Origin of the sequence: Arcobacter venerupis (assembly GCF_013201665.1) — a bacterium.
Lineage (GTDB): Bacteria > Campylobacterota > Campylobacteria > Campylobacterales > Arcobacteraceae > Aliarcobacter > Aliarcobacter venerupis.
Map to the genome: position 1 here is coordinate 959,281 of NZ_CP053840.1, position 18,717 is coordinate 977,997.

17 protein-coding genes are annotated in these 18,717 nt (G+C 27.2%); 13 read left to right on the top strand and 4 right to left on the bottom strand.

All coding sequences use genetic code 11. The features are described from left to right. The first annotated feature begins 5 nt into the window (after positions 1-5). Genes AVENP_RS04700 through AVENP_RS04730 form a run of 7 tightly spaced genes read left to right on the top strand, consistent with a single transcriptional unit; the run spans position 6 to position 8,880 of the window. Positions 6-2,141, top strand: a complete 2,136-nt coding sequence (locus AVENP_RS04700; protein WP_128360287.1) for a bi-domain-containing oxidoreductase — start codon at positions 6-8, stop codon at positions 2,139-2,141. After that, positions 2,141-3,670 (top strand): heparinase II/III family protein, encoded by a 1,530-nt coding sequence (locus AVENP_RS04705; RefSeq protein WP_128360288.1) that lies wholly within the window; start codon positions 2,141-2,143, stop codon positions 3,668-3,670. Before AVENP_RS04700 ends, AVENP_RS04705 begins: the two co-directional genes overlap by 1 nt. Further along, a complete protein-coding gene (locus AVENP_RS04710; RefSeq protein WP_128360289.1) occupies positions 3,667-4,830 on the top strand; it encodes a glycosyltransferase family 4 protein in 1,164 nt (387 codons plus the stop codon). The genes AVENP_RS04705 and AVENP_RS04710 overlap by 4 nt, the downstream gene beginning before the upstream one ends. After that, complete coding sequence (locus AVENP_RS04715; protein ID WP_128360290.1) at positions 4,827-5,684, top strand: NAD-dependent epimerase/dehydratase family protein; 858 nt, start codon at positions 4,827-4,829, stop codon at positions 5,682-5,684. The genes AVENP_RS04710 and AVENP_RS04715 overlap by 4 nt, the downstream gene beginning before the upstream one ends. Beyond that, positions 5,681-6,643 carry an MraY family glycosyltransferase gene (locus AVENP_RS04720; RefSeq protein ID WP_128360291.1) on the top strand — a complete coding sequence of 321 codons (963 nt, stop codon included), beginning with the start codon at positions 5,681-5,683 and terminating at the stop codon, positions 6,641-6,643. The genes AVENP_RS04715 and AVENP_RS04720 overlap by 4 nt, the downstream gene beginning before the upstream one ends. A 37-nt stretch (positions 6,644-6,680) precedes the next feature. Continuing rightward, positions 6,681-8,423, top strand: coding sequence for a polysaccharide biosynthesis protein (locus AVENP_RS04725; RefSeq protein WP_128360292.1), 1,743 nt, complete (start codon positions 6,681-6,683; stop codon positions 8,421-8,423). A 58-nt stretch (positions 8,424-8,481) separates the two neighbouring features. After that, positions 8,482-8,880, top strand: coding sequence for a type II secretion system protein (locus AVENP_RS04730; RefSeq protein ID WP_128360293.1), 399 nt, complete (start codon positions 8,482-8,484; stop codon positions 8,878-8,880). A gap of 4 nt (positions 8,881-8,884) precedes the next feature. On the opposite strand, the gene AVENP_RS04735 is transcribed toward AVENP_RS04730, so the two are convergent. Beyond that, complete coding sequence (locus AVENP_RS04735) at positions 8,885-9,688, bottom strand: DNA ligase (RefSeq protein WP_128360294.1); 804 nt, start codon at positions 9,686-9,688, stop codon at positions 8,885-8,887. Positions 9,689-9,822: 134 nt separating this feature from the next. On the opposite strand from AVENP_RS04735, the gene AVENP_RS04740 reads away from it, so the two are divergent. Genes AVENP_RS04740 through AVENP_RS04760 form a run of 5 tightly spaced genes read left to right on the top strand, consistent with a single transcriptional unit; the run spans position 9,823 to position 15,153 of the window. Then, a complete protein-coding gene (locus AVENP_RS04740) occupies positions 9,823-10,380 on the top strand; it encodes an adenine phosphoribosyltransferase (RefSeq protein WP_228201917.1) in 558 nt (185 codons plus the stop codon). A 23-nt stretch (positions 10,381-10,403) separates the two neighbouring features. Beyond that, the gene (gene trpB / locus AVENP_RS04745) at positions 10,404-11,612 is read left to right on the top strand and encodes a tryptophan synthase subunit beta (protein WP_128360295.1); all 1,209 of its coding nucleotides are present in this window, start codon (positions 10,404-10,406) and stop codon (positions 11,610-11,612) included. Positions 11,613-11,620: 8 nt separating this feature from the next. After that, positions 11,621-12,331, top strand: coding sequence for a DedA family protein (locus AVENP_RS04750; protein WP_128360296.1), 711 nt, complete (start codon positions 11,621-11,623; stop codon positions 12,329-12,331). After that, positions 12,312-13,733 carry a leucyl aminopeptidase gene (locus tag AVENP_RS04755; RefSeq protein ID WP_128360297.1) on the top strand — a complete coding sequence of 474 codons (1,422 nt, stop codon included), beginning with the start codon at positions 12,312-12,314 and terminating at the stop codon, positions 13,731-13,733. Before AVENP_RS04750 ends, AVENP_RS04755 begins: the two co-directional genes overlap by 20 nt. Before the next feature lie 40 nt (positions 13,734-13,773). Then, positions 13,774-15,153 carry a sensor domain-containing diguanylate cyclase gene (locus tag AVENP_RS04760; protein ID WP_128360298.1) on the top strand — a complete coding sequence of 460 codons (1,380 nt, stop codon included), beginning with the start codon at positions 13,774-13,776 and terminating at the stop codon, positions 15,151-15,153. A 69-nt stretch (positions 15,154-15,222) separates the two neighbouring features. Here the strand turns inward: AVENP_RS04760 and AVENP_RS04765 are convergent, their stop codons facing one another. The 3 genes from AVENP_RS04765 to AVENP_RS04775 form a co-directional block, all read right to left on the bottom strand. Then, the gene (locus tag AVENP_RS04765) at positions 15,223-16,371 is read right to left on the bottom strand and encodes an iron-containing alcohol dehydrogenase (RefSeq protein WP_128360299.1); all 1,149 of its coding nucleotides are present in this window, start codon (positions 16,369-16,371) and stop codon (positions 15,223-15,225) included. Between the two features lie 96 nt (positions 16,372-16,467). Further along, complete coding sequence (locus AVENP_RS04770) at positions 16,468-17,475, bottom strand: aldo/keto reductase (RefSeq protein ID WP_128360300.1); 1,008 nt, start codon at positions 17,473-17,475, stop codon at positions 16,468-16,470. Between the two features lie 84 nt (positions 17,476-17,559). Continuing rightward, a complete protein-coding gene (locus tag AVENP_RS04775) occupies positions 17,560-17,901 on the bottom strand; it encodes an NAD(P)H-binding protein (RefSeq protein ID WP_128360301.1) in 342 nt (113 codons plus the stop codon). Positions 17,902-18,069: 168 nt separating this feature from the next. On the opposite strand from AVENP_RS04775, the gene AVENP_RS04780 reads away from it, so the two are divergent. Then, a complete protein-coding gene (locus AVENP_RS04780; protein WP_128360302.1) occupies positions 18,070-18,642 on the top strand; it encodes a class I SAM-dependent methyltransferase in 573 nt (190 codons plus the stop codon). Positions 18,643-18,717 lie beyond the last annotated feature (75 nt).

Sequence of the window (18,717 nt, forward strand, 5' to 3'; positions counted from 1 at the left end):
TTAATATGAAACAACTTATCCAATCATTCAAAACAGGGGAATTAGGTCTTTTTAATGTACCAGCACCGGTGTGTGAAAAAAATGGTGCATTAGTTCAAACAACAGTTAGTCTAGTAAGTGCAGGAACAGAAAAGATGCTAGTAGATTTTGCTAAAAAATCTATGTTAGCAAAAGCAAAAGATAGGCCAGATTTAGTAAAACAAGTAATAGACAAGATGAAAAAAGAGGGTGTGAGAAACACTCTTGAAAAAGTATTTACTAAGCTTGATACTCCTATCCCTTTGGGTTATAGTTTATCAGGTCGAGTAGTGCAAGTAGGCGATGAACTAAGTGGTATAAACATAGGTGATAGAGTAGCTTGTGGAGGTGCAGGATATGCAAACCATGCAGAGATAAACTATGTACCAAAAAACTTGATGGTAAAAATACCTGATGGTGTAGATGATATAGATGCTTCTTTTGTAACAGTTGGAGCAATTGCGCTTCAAGGAGTGAGACAAACAGCACCTTTACTTGGTGAAAAGATTGCAGTGATGGGTCTTGGACTTTTAGGGCAATTAACAGTTCAATTACTTAAAGCAAATGGATGTAAAGTGATAGGAAGTGATATAGATCCAGATAAAATGGCATTAGCTAAAAAACTTGGATGTGATGAAGTATGTCATGCAGGTGAATTGATTTCTAAAGCTAATGAATTTACTTGTGGATATGGAGTTGATGCTGTTATCATTGCTGCCTCGACTAGCTCAAATCAGCCTATTACTGATGCTGCTGAAATAAGTCGTATGAGAGGAAGGGTTGTACTTGTAGGTATGGTAGGTATGGATGTACCAAGAAATACATACTACAAAAAAGAGTTGGAGATAAAACTTTCTATGGCTTATGGTCCAGGAAGATATGACCCTGAATATGAAGAAAAAGGAATAGACTATCCTTATGATTTAGTAAGATTTACAGAACAAAGAAACTTTGAAGCGTTTTTAGGGCTTATTGCTGAGGGAAAAATTACTCCGAAAGAGCTTATTACTCACTTTTATAACTTTGATGATGCGATGAGTGCTTATGATTTATTAGAAGGAAGAATTCAAGAGAAATATTTAGGAATAGTTTTAAATTACAAAAAAAATATAAATCTTGAAGATGAAAAAATAGTTCAAAGAACTGAAAAAAAGATAAGTAGCGAAAAAGTAAATGTAGGACTTATTGGAGCTGGAAATTTTACAAAATCAGTTATTTTACCAAATATTCAAAAAGTTGGTGAGTATGAGCTTGTAGGGCTTTGTACAGCAACTGGAGTGTCAGCACAAGGAACAGGTAAAAAATATGATTTCAAATACATTACTACTGATAGTGATGAAATATTTAAAAATAGTGAGATAAATTCAGTTTTTGTAACTACAAGACATAATGATCATTCAAAAAAAGTATTAAAAGCGATAGAGTCAAAAAAACACTGCTTTGTAGAGAAACCTCTATGCATATATGAAGAAGAACTAGAAGCTATAAAAGAAGCTTACACAGGGGAAACTCTAGTGCAAGTGGGATTTAACAGAAGATATTCACCTATGATAGAAAAAATGAAAAAATCTATTAATGGACAAATATCAGTAAACTATAGAGTAAATGCAGGAATAATTCCTAAAAATGTCTGGATACAAGATAAAACTATAGGTGGAGGAAGAATTATCGGTGAGGTTTGCCACTTTATAGATACATGTAGTTATCTCATAGAAAGTGATGTTGTAAGTGTATTTGCATCAACAGTAAATAAAGCTGACCAATCAATTCCAGATGAGGATAATGTAAATATTATATTAAATTATACAAATGGAAGTACAGCAACTATAAGCTACATGGCTTTTGGTGATAGTAGCATGCCAAAAGAGTATATAGAAGTATTTGGTAGTGGTGTAAGTATGCAGATGAATGATTTTAGAGAACTTACAATCTTCAAAAAAGGAAAAATATCAAAAGAAAAAAGTGCTAATCAAGACAAAGGTTTTGTAAATGAATTTAAAGCTTTTAAAGAAGCTGTAAAAAGTGGAAATGAAGCTATAAGTTTTGAAAGCATTTATAATACTACAAAAACTACATTTAAAATCTTAGAGTCTATTCGAAGTAAGAGTTTAGTGGAAGTTTGATGGATAAATATATCAGATTATTTAATACAATTAAATATCTAAAATATACTCAGATTTACTATAGATTATTTTATTTTGTTAGAAGTAGATTTAGAAAAATCACTAGATTTAAATATAAATTTGAAAAAGAATCAAATTCAATTGCTTTGAAACTAATAAATTCATGTGAGTATTATAGCAGTTATAAAGATAATGAATTTAATATGTTAAATCTATCAAAAAAGTTTTATGATAGAAAAGACTGGAACTATGGTGATTATGGAAAACTTTGGACTTATAATCTCACATATTTTGAATATTTAAAAGAAAAAGAAGATGTAAATTTGATATATGATTTTATCGAAAATATAGAGAGAATAAAAGATGGACTTGAACCCTTCCCTATAAGTCTGAGAGGGATAAATTGGATAAAATTTTTGATTAAGCATGAGATAAAAGATAAAAAGATAGATTATAGTTTATATGCTCAATATTATATGTTACTTGATAATTTAGAATATCATTTACTTGGGAATCATTTATTAGAAAATGGATTTAGCCTTTTGTTTGGAGCTTACTATTTTCAAGATGAAGTTTTATATAAAAAAGCTAAAGAGATTTTAGAAAAAGAGTTAGAGGAACAGATACTTGATGATGGAGCTCATTTTGAATTAAGTCCTATGTATCATCAGCTTATGCTTTTTAGAGTATTAGATTGTATAAATTTAGTTCAAAATAATAGTTTGAAAGAGCAGGAATTATTAGAATGTTTAGAAGAAAAAGCTTCCTTGATGTTAGGATGGCTTGAAAATATTAGCTATGAATATGGTGAGATCCCACTTTTAAATGACAGTGCAAATAAAATAACTCCAACTTCTGTAGAACTTTTTGATTATTCTTTAAGATTAAATTTAAAAATTGTTGTGAAAGATTTAAATCAGTCAGGTTATAGAAAAAGAAAAAAAGAAAAATATGAATGTATAGTTGATGTTGGAAAAGTTGGTGCTAATTATATCCCTGGTCATGCCCATGCAGATAGCTTCAATTTTGAATTATATATCAAAAACAAACCTTTCATAGTAGATACTGGACTTAGCACATATAATATTGGAAAACAAAGAGATTATGAACGAAGTACAAAATCTCATAATACAGTTGAAATCAATAGTGAAAATAGTAGTGAAGTTTGGGGTGGATTTAGAGTTGCAAATAGAGCAAATATTGTAGAATTTATTGAAAAAGAAGATTTTATAAAAGCGACTCATGATGGATATAAAAAGAAATTTAGTATTTTACATACAAGAGAATGGAAATTTGAAGAAGATAAAATTATCATAGAAGATAGTTTAAATAAAGAATGTAATGCAATTGCAAGATTACATTTTTATTCAGATGTAACAGAGAATGAAATATTAGAAAAAATAGATTTAGGAAATTTACAATATAAAATAGAAACTTATAATTATGCACCTGAATTTAATAAAACTCTAAAAGCTTTAGTTTTAGAGATATCATTTGAAAAAAAGTTGAAAGTAGAGATAAATCTATGAGAATATTAGTATTGAGTTTTTATTATGCTCCTGATTTATGTGCAGGTTCATTTAGAACAACTGCTTTTGTAGAAGAGTTAAAAAAACAAATAAACCCTAACGACAAAATAGAAATAATAACAGCTATGCCAAATAGATATGGTAGTTTTAGTGAAGATGCTAAAGAGTTTGAGAAACTAGAAGAAAATATTAATATAACTAGAATAGATTTAGGTACTCATAAAAGTGGATTTGTAGATCAGTCAAAACTTTTTTTAAAATTCGCATGGCAAGTTATGAAAGTAGTGAAAAAAAGAGAAAAATATGATTTAATATATGCAACTTCATCAAGACTTATGACAGCTTTTTTAGGAAGTTTAATAGCAAATAAGCAAAAAGCAAAATTATATTTAGATATTAGAGATATTTTTACTGACACTTTAGAATCTGTGTTTGCAAAAAGTAAATTAAGATATGTAATTCCAATTTTTAGAAAAATAGAAAAATATACTATTAATTCAGCAACTCATATAAATCTAGTATCAAAAGGTTTTGAGAAGTATTTTAAAAATATTAATAATAAAATTGCATATAGTTTCTATACAAATGGAATAGATGATGTGTTTTTAGAGTATAGCTTTATACAAGATAAAAAAAATGAAAAAATAATTATTACTTATGCAGGAAATATAGGAGAAGGTCAAGGCTTGGAAAAAATAATTTCTGCAATGGCTAAAAAACTTGGAGAAGAGTATGAAATACATATCATTGGTGATGGAGGAAGAAAAAAAGCTTTAATAAAAAATTTAAAAGATATTGAAAATGTAAAACTTTTTACTCCTGTAAATAGAACAAAGTTACTTGAAATTTATAAAAATAGTGATATTTTATTTTTACACTTAAATGATTATGAAGCTTTTAAAAAAGTACTTCCTTCTAAACTTTTTGAATATGCTACTACAAATAAATTTATAATAGCAGGTGTTAGCGGATATGCTAAAGAATTTATTGAAGAAAATATAAGTGATGCTTTTACTTTTGAGCCATGTAATGCTAATGACTTTTATGAGAAGTTTAAAAAAGTAGAAACCATTACTAATGTAAATAGAATTTCTTTTGTAGAAAAATTTAAAAGAGAAAATATTATGAATAAAATGGCTAAAGAGGTATATGAGATATGAGACTTTTAATTACTGGCTCAAATGGTTTTGTAGGAAACTACTTCACAACTAAATATAAAAATAAATATAATATAAAAACTTTCAGCTTTTTAAAAGATGATATAAATAGTTTAAATTGTAGTGGTGTAGATATAGTTTTTCACCTATCAGCACTGGTGCACCAAATGGGTGGAGCAAGTGCTCTTGAATATGAAAGAGTAAATGTAACTCAGACTTTACAACTAGCACAAAAAGCAAAAGAATCAGGTGTAAAACAATTTGTATTTATGAGTACAGTCAAAGTTTATGGAGAAGAAACAAATAATAAATATACTGAAAATAGTGTTTGTAATCCAGAAGATGAATATGGAAAAAGTAAACTGAAAGCAGAAAAAGAACTACAAAAACTTGAAAATGAGAGTTTTAAAGTAAGTATCATCCGAACGCCGATAGTTTATGGATATGGCGTAAAAGCAAATATAAAATCACTCGTAAATCTAGTAAATAAAATACCTATTTTACCTTTTGGAAAGATAAGAAATAAACGAAGTATGGTTTACATAGGAAATATTTGTCATTTAGTAGACACAGTTATACAAAAAGAACAATCAGGAATATTTTTAGCCTCAGATGATGAACCTCTTAGTACTTCAGAACTTATTGAACTTATAGCAAAAAATCTTGATAAAAAAATATATCTTTTAAAAATACCATTTTTTGAAAGTTTATTAAAACTATTAAAACCATCATTTCATAAAAGACTTTATGGAAGTTTAGAAATAAATAATAGTCTTACAAAAGAGAAGTTAAATCTAAAAAATCCTTATAGTGCAGAAGAAGGAATAAGATTAATGATAAAAGGAGAAATCATTTGATTTATTTAGTACTTTTACTAATATCATTTTCATTAACATATTTTATAAAAAACTATGCAATAAAAAAATCTCTAATTGCCCACGTAAATGAACGAAGTTCTCATACAACTCCTACTCCTCATGGTGGAGGAATTGCTATTTCTATTACTTGGTTTATAGGGTTAGTTTATCTATATTTTACAGCTCAAATAGAAACAAATCTTTTTTATGCATTACTTTTTGGTTTTATTATTTCAATTGTGAGTTTTTTTGATGATATATATGAATTAAGTCCAAAACTTAGACTTATCACACAAGCTATAGTTGCAATTGCTGGACTTTATTGTTTAGGTGGATTTGATAGTTTAACTTTTGGTATTTTTGATATTCAAAATCCAATTTTGACAAATATTTTTGCATTTTTTATGATTATTTGGTTTATAAATCTTTATAATTTTCTTGATGGAATAAATGGATATGCTGGCAGTGAAGCTATATTTTTAGCACTTGCTGGCTTTATTTTATTTGGTGGAAATCACTTTTTAGTGTTAATTGTTGCAGTTTTAGGATTTTTATATTGGAATTGGAATAAAGCAAAGATATTTATGGGAGATGTTGGAAGCACACTTTTAGGATATAATATTGCAATTTTCACTATTTATTATGCAAATCAAGAAGCTTCAAATTTTTGGATTTGGATTATCTTATTTAGTGTTTATTGGTTTGATGCAACTTTGACTTTGATACGAAGAAAATTAAATAAAGAAAAATTATCTCAAGCACATAAAAAACATGCATATCAAAGACTTTCTCAAGTTGGGTGGAGTCATTTTAAAGTTACAAATTATTCAATATTATTGAATATGGTATTATTTTGTATCATTTATTTTGTGTCAAATATTTTTATTGCTTTTATGTTTGCTTTAATATTTCTTATTTTAGTTATGAAGTTTATTGATAGCAAAAAAAGATTTGAATAATTTTCAAAGATATTAAATAATTATTAAAAAGGTTTTCATGAATTATTTACAAGACAAAAGATTTCTAGGAATTATAGCAACATTAGTGATATCTGTTTTTACTTTTTTTCTAGTAACAGTTTTATTAGCAAAAGAGTTGTCTATAGTTGCTTTGAGTATTATTCTATTTACAAGAGTTATTTGTTCTTTTTTATTTTTTGATGATTATAAACTTTCATGGTCAAAAGCATCTACAAAAACGGGACTTATGAAAGTTATATTAGCAATAATTAGTTTTTTAATTTATATGCCAATATTATATTATGGATTTAAATTTCATTTTAATATTATGTTTATTGATTTGATATTTTATACTTTTGCTGTAAATATTTTAGTGTATGTTTACAAGTATTATCATACAGTTGGAAAAAACAAAAAAACAAAAAAATTGGTTATTTATGGAGCGGGTAAAGCAGGACTTCAACTTCAACGAGAATTTTTAAATAGTGAATATCATCTTGTATGTTTTATTGATGATGATGAAATTTTACATCATAGAAGTATAGATGGTATTTCTATATATTCACGGGATAAATATTGTAGTTTATATGAGGGACAGAAGTTTGATATGATGGTTGTTGCAATTCCATCAGCAACAAAAGAGCAAATAAAATTAGTTTATGAAAATATGCAAAATTATTTTGCAACTATTAAAATATTACCAACAATTGAAAAAATATTAAGAAAAGAAGAGTTTACAAAACAGTTAAAAGATATTTCAGTAGAAGACTTACTTGCTCGTCATCCAAAAGATTTAGATAAAAAACAAATAGAGAATTTTATAAAAAATAAAGTAGTTTTAATCACAGGTGCAGGTGGAAGTATTGGAAGTGAAATAAGTAGACAATGTAAACTCTTTGGTGCAAAACAATTAATACTTTTAGATCACAGTGAATTTAATCTTTATTCAATTATGGAAGAGTTAAAAGGTGATGATGTAATCCCTGTAATGCAAACAGTAAGAAATTCAGATTTTTTAGAAAATACATTTTCAAAATATAAACCACAAATAGTAATACACGCAGCTGCATATAAACATGTTCCTTTAGTTGAAGATAATATTTTAGAAGGCATTTCTAATAATATTATAGGTACAAAAAACTGCATAGATATTTCAATAAAATATGGCGTTGAAAAATTTGTATTAATTTCAACAGATAAAGCAGTTCGACCAACAAATGTAATGGGAACAACAAAAAGAATTTGTGAATTATATACTCAAAATGTAAAAAGTAACACAACTGAAATAGTAGCAGTTAGATTTGGAAATGTTTTAGGAAGTAGTGGAAGTGTTATTCCTAAATTTAAAGCTCAAATAGAAGCTGGTGGTCCTATAACTGTTACTCATCCAGATATTACAAGATATTTTATGTTAATTCCTGAAGCTTGCGAATTAGTTCTTCAAGCTGCAAGTATTGGAAAAGGTGGAGAGATATTTATTTTAGATATGGGTGAACCTATTAAAATAGTTGATTTAGCAAAAAAAATGATTGCCTTATCAGGTAAAGAAAATATTGAAATAAAATATTGTGGTTTAAGAACGGGTGAAAAACTTTATGAAGAGCTTTTAATAAATGAAAGTGATAAAAGAACAGATTATGAATCAATCACAGTTGCAAATGCGACTTATTTTGATATTGATGAACTAAATAAAAAAATTCAAGAATTATTAGTATGTGAAGATAAAATTTCAAAATTAAAAGAGATAGTTCCAGAATTTGAGCATAAGTTAAATAATTAATTATCTTATTCTAAGAAATAACTAATTATAATCTTTAAAATTATTTTTAAGGATTATTATGAAGTCAGCATTTTCACTTTTAGAACTTATCTTTGCAATTGTAATTTTGGGAATTGTGGCATCCTTCGCAATTCCAAAATATATGGAAACTAAAGACACAGCTTTAGTGTCAACAATAAAAAGAGACATAAACACCGCGGTTACTTCAATTCAAAGTTATTATTTGCTAAATCAAAAAATTGATAAAATTAGTGATGCTTTAAGTGTAAATGATACTAATTGGACTCAAACTGATACAACATTAGTTGATAAGAATAGTTGTTTAAGTCTTGAAATAAAAACTTCAGATAATAATGATAAAAAGATTGAACTAACTGTTGATTCTACAAAAGATACAACAATTTGCAAAAAAATTAAAGATGCTAACATTGTAACAACATCTTATGAACTTTACTAAATCCTTACTCTTCTTTTCTAATTCGTAAAAAAGAAGCAAATTTTGGTTTAGAATTTTTTGTTAAATCATAATATTTAAAAGTTACAATATCTCCAATTTTAGGAGGATTTTTTCTTTGCATATCTGAAAAACCTCCTCCTAAATTAAAAATAATTCCATTTTTTAATTTTACTTTTAAACTTTTAAATTCATTTACTTTTGAATAGTTTAAACCAATAACTAAAGCTTCATCATCATAAAATTTTTTAACCTTCAAAATATTTTCACTTCTACCACTAAAATATTCTAATTTTGGATTTTTTAACATCAATCCCTCAGCTTTTTCATCAATAAGTTTTTTTAAATAATTATTTAGTTGCGCATCATTTTTACAGATTATTTGAGGAATTATTTTAATAAATTTATTTGGATTTTTATCTAAGTAATTTCTTATTTTTTCTAATCTTTTATCAAAATTTCCTGCTGTATTTGGAACTTCAAAGATATTATAAGTTATTTTTCCCCATCTTGATGATGGAGTAGTATCTAAAACAATATTCTGAATATTTTCAAAGTCGTCTCTTTTAGTCCATAATTCCCCATCAAGTTCAAAATCTGGAAAATCTTTTATAAACCAATCTGGGGCATAAATTTTATTTCCATTTTTACTTAAAAACTCTTTGCCATTCCAATATGCCCTAATTCCATCAAGTTTTTCACTCATATACCAGTTGTTAATTTTATGTATTGATTTATCATATGTTTTTGCTTTTTGGAGTTCTTGTGAATATAAGTTTATAAATAGAAAAATAAGAATTAATAATTTCATTTTAGCCTAACTAATAATATAAAATATTATATTTAATATATTCTTAAATATTTAAAAAACATCATAAAACAATAATAAATATTTAGATAGAATAAACAGCTTTTCACAAAGTAGTGAGTATAAAAGGATTTTGATTGAGTGAAAATATTATATTAAGCGAAAAAGACAAAAAAATATTATTAGATTCAATAAGAAGTGTTAATGATTTCCCAAAGCATGGAATAGTTTTTAAAGATATTACAACTTTATTAAATAATAAAGAAGCATTCAAGCTTTTAATGAACCATTTAGAACAAAGATATAAATCTTATGATTTAGATTATGTCGCAGGAATTGACTCAAGAGGTTTTATTTTTGGTGCAGCATTAGCTGATAGATTAGGTGTTGGTTTTGTTCCAGTTAGAAAAAAAGGTAAACTTCCAAGTACAACTGTATGTGAAAAATATGAGCTTGAATATGGCTTTGATGAAGTAGAAGTTCACCTTGATGCTTTTAATAATGAAAAAAATGTAAATGTTTTATTAATTGATGATATTATTGTTAGTGGTGGAACTGCAAACGCAGCTGCTACATTAATCAAAAAATTAGATGTAAATTTAGTTGAGGTGTGTTTTTTAATGAATATACAAATATTAGATGGTGCAAAAAAACTTAGAGATATTGTGCCAGTTTATTCGGTGTTAGAAATTTAATAATTTAATAAAAAGAGAAATAAATGAGTAATTATATTCCAAAACCAAGTATATACGACCCAGATGAGAAAGGTCAATTTGGTATTTTCGGAGGACAATATGTTCCTGAAACATTAATGCCAATTTTAAAAGAATTAGAAGTTGAATATAAAAAATATAGATTTGATAAAGAATTTTGGGCAGAGGTTAATTATTTATTAAAAGATTATGTAGGACGAGAGAATCCTTTATATTTTGCTAAAAATGTAAGTGATGAAATAGGTGCAAAAGTATATTTAAAAAGAGAAGATTTAAATCATACTGGTGCTCATAAAATAAATAATGTAATTGCTCAGGGTTTACTTGCAAAGAAACTTGGTAAAACAAAAGTAATAGCAGAAACTGGTGCTGGTCAACATGGAGTTGCAACTGCAACAATTGCTGCACTTATGGGACTTGAATGTACTATTTTTATGGGTGCAAAAGATGTTGAGAGACAAGAATTAAATGTATTTAGAATGAAACTTTTAGGAGCAAAAGTCATTGCTGTTCAAAGTGGAAGTAAAACATTAAAAGATGCTATGAATGATGCGATTAGATACTGGGTTACAAATGCACGAGATACTTTTTATATAATAGGTACAGTTGCTGGTCCTCATCCATATCCTATGATGGTTCGTGATTTCCAAGCAGTTATTGGATTTGAATCAAGAAAACAAATACTTGAAAAAGAGGGAAGATTACCTGATTATGTACTTGCATGTATTGGTGGTGGATCTAATGCTATTGGAATGTTTTCACACTTTTTAGAAGATAAAGAAGTTACTTGTATTGGAATTGAAGCTGGTGGTTTAGGTCTTGATACTGATAAACATGGTTGTTCTCTAGAAAAAGGAAGTCCTGGAGTTTTACATGGACAATGTTCATATTTACTTCAAGATGAAGATGGACAAGTTTTAGAAGCTCATTCATTTAGTGCAGGACTTGATTATCCAGGAATTGGACCTGAACACTCTTTTCATAAAGATAATAAATCAGTTCAATATGATTCAATTACAGATAAAGAAGCTTTAGATGCTTTTGTATGGCTTAGTAGAAGTGAGGGAATCATTCCAGCTTTCGAATCAGCTCATGCAATTGCATATTTGAAAAAAGCAAAAGATAAATTTAAAGATAAGATAGTTGTTGTGAGTTTATCAGGACGTGGGGACAAAGACATGGTACAAGCAAAGAGTTTGTTAAATTTTGAATAAGGGGCATTGTGAAAGAACTTTTTAGGAAAATTCAGCCTCATTCTGGGAAAATATTAGCATCTTTTTTGCTTATATTCTTTATATTTTTGGTGTATAATTTATATCAAGCACCAGTAGTTGGAATTGAAGAAAAATTTGTTTATTTACTCAAAAAGTATGGATATATAATTTTATTTATTTGGAGTATGCTTGAGGGTGAAGCTGGTTTGGTAATGGCTGGTTTATTATCTCATGCAGGAGATATGAATCTTTACATTGCAATATTTGTAGCAGGTCTTGGTGGCTTTGCAGGAGATCAAGTTTACTTTTATATTGGTAGATTTAATAAGTCATATGTTCATAAAAAATTTAGAGGTCAGAGAAGAAAATTTGCATTTGCTCATTTACTTTTAAAAAAACATGGTTGGCCAATAATTTTTGTTCAAAGATATATGTATGGAATGCGAACTATCATACCAATTTCTATTGGTCTTACAAGATATAGTGCTAGAATGTTTGCTTTTATAAATCTTTTATCCGCTTGGTGCTGGGCAGCTTTAACGATTGTTCCAGTTTGGTATTTTGGTGATGAAATTTTAGTTGTTCTTGAATGGGCTAAAGAACATTGGTATTTGGCTATATCAATCGCTTTAGTCTTAGGTGGAAGTATTGTATATTATTTTAATAAAGCTACAAAAAAAGTAGAAAAAGGAAGTAAAAATGAAAATCAATTTGATTGATAAAGATGCAGAAAAAAATGGTTCAGAAATTGAAATTATTTTTGTAAAAGATATTAAAAATTTAGTTGATAAAGAGCTCTTAGAAACTTTAGAGTTTAAAGCAAAAGATGAAGCTTGTGTATTATTAGCAGAATCAAAAAAGATTTATGTAGGTTATGAAGAAGAAGATTATGACTCAATTGCAATTGCTAGTGCAACTGCAATTAAAAAACTTCAAACAACAAAATTTGCAAATGCAAAAATTGAACTAAATGATGTTTTAGAAAATAATTTCAAAGCTTTAGTTGAGGGTTTATTTTTAGGTGAATACAAATTTGAAAACTACAAATCAGAAAAAAATAGAAAGAAAATAGAAGTACAAATTTTAGTATCTGATAAAAACGATAAATTAGAGCAAATATTAAATGAATCAAAAATTATCACAAAAGCTGTAAATAAAACAAGAAATATGGTAAATACTCCACCAGCTGATTTTTATCCAGAAGTTATGGCTAAAATTGCAAAAAAACTTGCAAAAAGCGCTGATATTGAAGTTAAAATTGAGGGTGAAAAGTTTTTAAAAGAGAATGGAATGAATGCAATGCTTAGCGTTGGTCGTGCTTCTGTTCATGAATCAAAACTTATTCACTTAACTTACAAACCTAAAAACCCACAAGCAAAAATTGTATTAGTTGGAAAAGGTTTAACTTATGATTCGGGAGGATTATCTTTAAAACCTGCTGATTTTATGGTTACTATGAAAGCTGATAAATCTGGTGGTTGTGCTGTTATGTCAACACTTTGGGCAATTGCAAAATTAGAACTTCCTTTTGAAGTTCATGGAATTGTAGGAGCCGTTGAAAATATGATTGGTGGAAATGCATATAAACCTGATGATGTTTTAAAAGCAAAAAATGGTAAAACAATAGAAGTACGAAATACAGATGCCGAGGGAAGACTTGTTCTTGCTGATTGTTTATGTTATGCACAAGATGAAATAAAAGATGTTGATTATATTTTTGATTATGCAACATTAACTGGCGCTTGTGTTGTTGGAGTTGGTGAATATACAACAGGAGTTATGGGAAATAATGAAATACTAAAAAGAAATGCTGTTTTATCTGCTTTGAAATCTGGTGAATATGCTACAAGTTTAGATTTTAATAGATTCCTAAAAAAAGCAATTAAATCAGAAATTGCTGATATTTGTAATATTGCAAGCACAAGATATGGTGGAGCAATTACAGCTGGAATGTTTTTGGATAACTTTATTTATGAAGAAAATAAAGAAAAATGGATTCACTTTGATATAGCTGGACCTGCATTTGTAGAAAAACCTTGGGGATATAATCCACATGGGGCAAGTGGAACAGGTGTTAGAATGACAATTAAATTTTTACAAGATATAGCTGAAAATAATTAGTATAAATTAATTGTTTATAACTTAAAAGTTAAGGAATAGGGTGAAAAGAGTAGTTCAATTAAAAGAGTTTTGTGATTTTCTTAGAATTAATAAAAATTTGATTATAGATAATTGGCTTAGTATTGATGAAGTTAAAAATATTTTTGCTATTCATGAATTAGTTTTAAGTTCAGAAGATAGAAAGGTTTTTTATGAGTTTTTTGATTGTCTTATTGGAGTGATGCAATGGGATGTGGAAATATCAGAGTGTCCAGTAAAAACAAAATTCTTGCAGATATTAAATAAATCTTTTTTTAATATCTCTGAGCTATTTACACTATTAACTTGTTTAAAGAATAGTCTTACTTATTATTTTTATAAAGAGGGTATTTTCTCTTTTGTTTTATTAGACGATGTAGAAAAAAACTTTTTAAAAATAAGTAATGAACTATTTAATACTTATGAGCAAATAAAAGATAAAGATACTGATTATAGAGCTGATCATTCAAATTTATTAAATGAATATAAAAAAGCAGTTGATTTAAGTAATATTGTTTCTAAAACAAATCCAAAAGGTATTATCACTTATGTAAATGATAAATTTTGTGAAGTTTCAGGTTATAAAAGAGAAGAGTTAATTGGAAGACCACATAATATTGTACGTCATCCAACTATGCCTTCACGAATTTATAAAGAGCTTTGGGACACAATAAAAGCAAAAAAAACTTGGAATGGATTAATAACAAATATTCAAAAAGATGGAAAAAGTTATACGGTTTATTCTACAATAGTTCCTATTTTAGATATAGATGGCGATATAGTTGAATATATTGCAATTCGACATGATGTAACTGAATTTGAACAAGCAAAAGAGCAACTAAGCACTTTAAATAAAGCCATGAAACATAAAGTTGATGAATTATATTCTATGGCTCAAACTTTTGAAGAACAAGCTTCTATTGATGTTTTAACAGGTGTTTTTAATAGAATGAAATTTGAAGAGTTTTTTGATTTAGAATTTCAAAAAGCAAAAATGCAAAGAAATCAACTTAGTATTATATTACTTGATATTGATAATTTTAAATCAATAAATGATACCTTTGGGCATGATATAGGTGATGATGTTTTAAAAGTAATGACAAAATTAATATCACAAAATATCAGAAGTACAGATACTCTTTCAAGATGGGGTGGCGAAGAGTTTGTGATTCTTTTACCTGGAACAAGTCTTGAACAAGCTAAACTTGTAGCAACAAATTTGAAAAATGTCATTTCAGGATATAAATTTGATACTTTAAATTATGAGGTAACGTGTAGTTTTGGAGTTGCAGTTTGTAATGATAGTGATAATAAAGAAAAATTATTTAAAAGAGTTGATACTGTTTTATATAAAGCCAAAAATAGTGGGAAAAATATAGTAATAGCAGAAGATGAAATTTAACAGTTAATAGCTTGTATATTGATAAATATACAAGCTATTTTTTTACTTTATAAAGTCTTTTTTGTTTTTCTAAAAAGCATTATTTAAAATTTTTGTTAAAACATCTTTTGTGTAAATTTCTTTGATTCCAAAATATTGAGCATTTTCTAATAAGTTCTCTAATATCTTATCTGTATCACTTATTTGAATATTAAATTGACTAAGTTTTGTTGGAGTTCCCACTTTATTAAACCAAGCTTCAAGTGCATCAATTCCTTCCTCTGCTGTTTCAAGTTCAAAAATCTCTTTTGCAAATCTTTTAAATTGAGCTTCATTTTTACTTTTATACCATTTCATCCACGCTGGCATTACAACTGAAAGTCCTGCTCCATGAGGCACATTATATAAAGCAGAAAGTGAATGTTCTATCATATGATTTGGATATGAGAATTCTGATATTCCAACATATGTTAAACCATTTAATGCATTTGTAGCTGCCCATGCAAACTCTGCCCTTGCATTATAATCATCTGGATTGTGTATTAAGATTTCTGTTGTTTGCATTACTGTTTTAATAATGGCTTCAATTTGTCTATTAATATAAGTTGGGTGAATTGTTGCTGTAAAATATCCTTCAATTGAATGAGCAATAATATCAGCAGCTGAATATACTAAATAATCTTTAGATATTGTTTTCATTAATTCAGGATTGATAACTGAAACTTTTGGATAAAGTAATGGTGATTGAATTGCATATTTCTGTTTTGTATTTTCATTTGTTATAACTGCACCACAGTTCATTTCACTTCCAGTTGCTGCTAATGTTAAAATATCAAAAATTGGTAAAGCTTTTTGAACAAGAGCTTTTCCAATGAAAAAATCCCAAACATCGCCATCATATAAAGCACCCGCAGCAATAGCTTTAGAACTATCTAAAACAGAACCACCACCAACACTTAAAATTGCATCAACTTTTTCTTCTTTTGCAATAGAAATTATTTCATAAACTTTTGAAAGAACAGGATTACTAACAATTCCACCAACAGCGATGAATTCAATATTATTTTCATTTAAACTTTTTTCAACAATATCAAAAAGTCCATCTTTTTTAATTCTTTCGCTTCCATATGTAAGAAGTACTTTTTTGATATTACATTTTTTTAAATGTGTTCCTATTTCTTTTTCTTTATCTTTTCCAAACTCAATTTTTGTTGGATTATAGAATGTAAAATTTTGCATTTTAGCTCCTTTTATTTTTCTTATTATAATTTGATTATGCGGTTTTACTATAGAATAATATTCTAAATTAATTGCCTAATCCTACAAGATACAAAATTATGATTTTTTAATAAATTTATTTTCTCTTTGCGAATATCTTGGGCCAACATTTGGATATTTTTTTAATATAACTTCGATTTTTTCTAAATCAGATGAGCTTAAATTTAAATCGACAGCTTTGGCATTTGATTCTAAATAAGTTCTTTTTTTAGTTCCAGGAATTGGAATAATATTATCACTTTGAGCAATTACCCAAGCAATTGCTACTTGAGCTGTTGTTACATTTTTACTAAGTGCTAACTCCTCTAATGCAGCAGTTAGTTTTTGATTATTTTGTAAATATTCTCCTTCATATCTTGGAAGATTTTTTCTAAAATCACTACTTGAAAGTGAATTAATGTCTAATTTATTTGACATAAGTCCTCTTCCTAATGGTGCAAAAGGAACAAAAGTAATTCCTAACTCTTTTGTAAGAGGTAAGATCTCTTTTTCAACTTCTCTATATAGAAGTGAATATTCACTTTGAAGTGCTGAAATAGGGTGAATTGTGTGGGCTTTTTTTAATTCATCTGCTGTACATTCACTAAGTCCTAAATATTTTACTTTCCCCTCTTTAACTAATTGTGACATTGCCTCAATAGTCTCTTCTAAGGGAATATTTGGATCAATTCTATGTGCATAATATAAATCTATATAATCAGTTTTTAATCTTTTTAAACTATTTTCAACAGCCTCTTTTATATGTTTTACAGAACAATCAACATAAATACCACTAGCTATAAAAGAATCTCCTTTATTATCTGGCATTCTAAATCCAAATTTTGTAGCCATAAATATTTTGTCTCTATTATTTTTAAGCACTTGTGAAATTAACTTTTCATTTGTCCCATTTGCATAAATATCAGCACTATCCCAAAAATTAATTCCAAGTTCAATTGAACGCTCAAGTGTTGCAATACTCTCTTTATCATCTTTATCCTCACCATAAGCAGCACTCATTCCCATACAACCTAAACCAATTTTTGATAATTCTATATGTGTATTTGCAAATTTTCTATAATTCATTTTCTATCCTTTTTATTATATTTTTTCTATGTAGCCCTAAACTTTTTCTTATTTCAATATTTACATTTTTAACTAATTTGTTGACTAAATCAGCAACACTTCATCATATATTCCAATGGAACTAATAAAGATTAGTTTTTGTAATCCTGTGTTTTTCATGGCTTTAATTATATTTTTTGCATGATTTTCTAAATCACCAGCTAAATTTGCATAAACTACATCTTTATTTTCCATTGCTTTTTCTAAATCACTTAAATTTAAGACATCTCCTTCTATAATGCAAATTTGTGAATTGTTATCTAAAAATCTTAAACGTTGAGCTTGCCTTAGGAAAAGAGTTAATTTTATATCTGCTTCTTCAAGGAAAAGTTTAATTACTTCTTTTGCAATTTGACCATTTGCTCCTAGAATTAATACATTTTTCATTTAATCTCTTCCTTTTTATTTTATATAGTAATTATATTTTTTTGGCAGAATTAGTAGATAGAATGATAGTTTATATTCATTGCCTAATTCTATGAATTAGTAAATTAGTTATATTTAAACAAAAAGAGTTAAAATAAAAGTATAAATTTTAAAAAGAAAGTACATTAAATGGCACAAAATGACAAATTAAAATGGGACAAAAAATATGAAAATACTCCATTTTTACTCCAAAAAAGAGAAGCAAGTAAGAAACTAATAAATTTATTAGATAAAGTAAAAGGTAAAAAGGCTCTTGATGTGGCTTGTGGAGCTGGAAGAAATTCTATTTATTTGGCATCAAAAGGTTTTGAAGTTCTTGCTATTGATATTTCACAAGTTGCATTAAATGAACTTGCTAAAAAGAATTTTAAAAATATAACTTGTAAGTTAGTTGATTTAGATGATTATGAAATTCCTAAAAACTCTTATGACCTGATTATAATGACAAATTTTCTTGATAGAAATCTAATACCAAAATTAGCATCTGCACTCAAAATTGATGGAATTCTTTTTATAGAAACTTATATGCACCATATGTTAAATGAAAAACCAGCTTCAAATCCTGATTTCTTATTACAAAAAGATGAGTTAAAAACTTTTTTTGATGATAACTTTGAAATTTTAGATTATGATGAATTTGAAAATGAAGATTGTGAATTATTTAAAATGAAAAAACAATCAATAGAAGTAAAAAGAGTTTAAATTATTATTTTATAAAAATTAGAAAATCTTAAAAATTCATATATGGATGAATATATTTATTGCATAATTCTTTAA

Excerpts from the sequence above, each read along its gene's own strand:
- AVENP_RS04725 (WP_128360292.1), top strand. The coding sequence starts at position 6,681 with ATGAATTATTTACAAGACAAAAGATTTCTAGGAATTATAGCAACATTA.
- AVENP_RS04780 (WP_128360302.1), top strand. The coding sequence starts at position 18,070 with ATGGCACAAAATGACAAATTAAAATGGGACAAAAAATATGAAAATACT.
- AVENP_RS04755 (WP_128360297.1), top strand. The coding sequence starts at position 12,312 with ATGAAAATCAATTTGATTGATAAAGATGCAGAAAAAAATGGTTCAGAA.
- AVENP_RS04730 (WP_128360293.1), top strand. The coding sequence starts at position 8,482 with ATGAAGTCAGCATTTTCACTTTTAGAACTTATCTTTGCAATTGTAATT.
- trpB (WP_128360295.1), top strand. The coding sequence starts at position 10,404 with ATGAGTAATTATATTCCAAAACCAAGTATATACGACCCAGATGAGAAA.
- AVENP_RS04775 (WP_128360301.1), bottom strand. The coding sequence starts at position 17,901 with ATGAAAAATGTATTAATTCTAGGAGCAAATGGTCAAATTGCAAAAGAA.
- AVENP_RS04765 (WP_128360299.1), bottom strand. The coding sequence starts at position 16,371 with ATGCAAAATTTTACATTCTATAATCCAACAAAAATTGAGTTTGGAAAA.
- AVENP_RS04715 (WP_128360290.1), top strand. The coding sequence starts at position 4,827 with ATGAGACTTTTAATTACTGGCTCAAATGGTTTTGTAGGAAACTACTTC.
- AVENP_RS04705 (WP_128360288.1), top strand. The coding sequence starts at position 2,141 with ATGGATAAATATATCAGATTATTTAATACAATTAAATATCTAAAATAT.
- AVENP_RS04700 (WP_128360287.1), top strand. The coding sequence starts at position 6 with ATGAAACAACTTATCCAATCATTCAAAACAGGGGAATTAGGTCTTTTT.
- AVENP_RS04710 (WP_128360289.1), top strand. The coding sequence starts at position 3,667 with ATGAGAATATTAGTATTGAGTTTTTATTATGCTCCTGATTTATGTGCA.
- AVENP_RS04735 (WP_128360294.1), bottom strand. The coding sequence starts at position 9,688 with ATGAAATTATTAATTCTTATTTTTCTATTTATAAACTTATATTCACAA.
- AVENP_RS04770 (WP_128360300.1), bottom strand. The coding sequence starts at position 17,475 with ATGAATTATAGAAAATTTGCAAATACACATATAGAATTATCAAAAATT.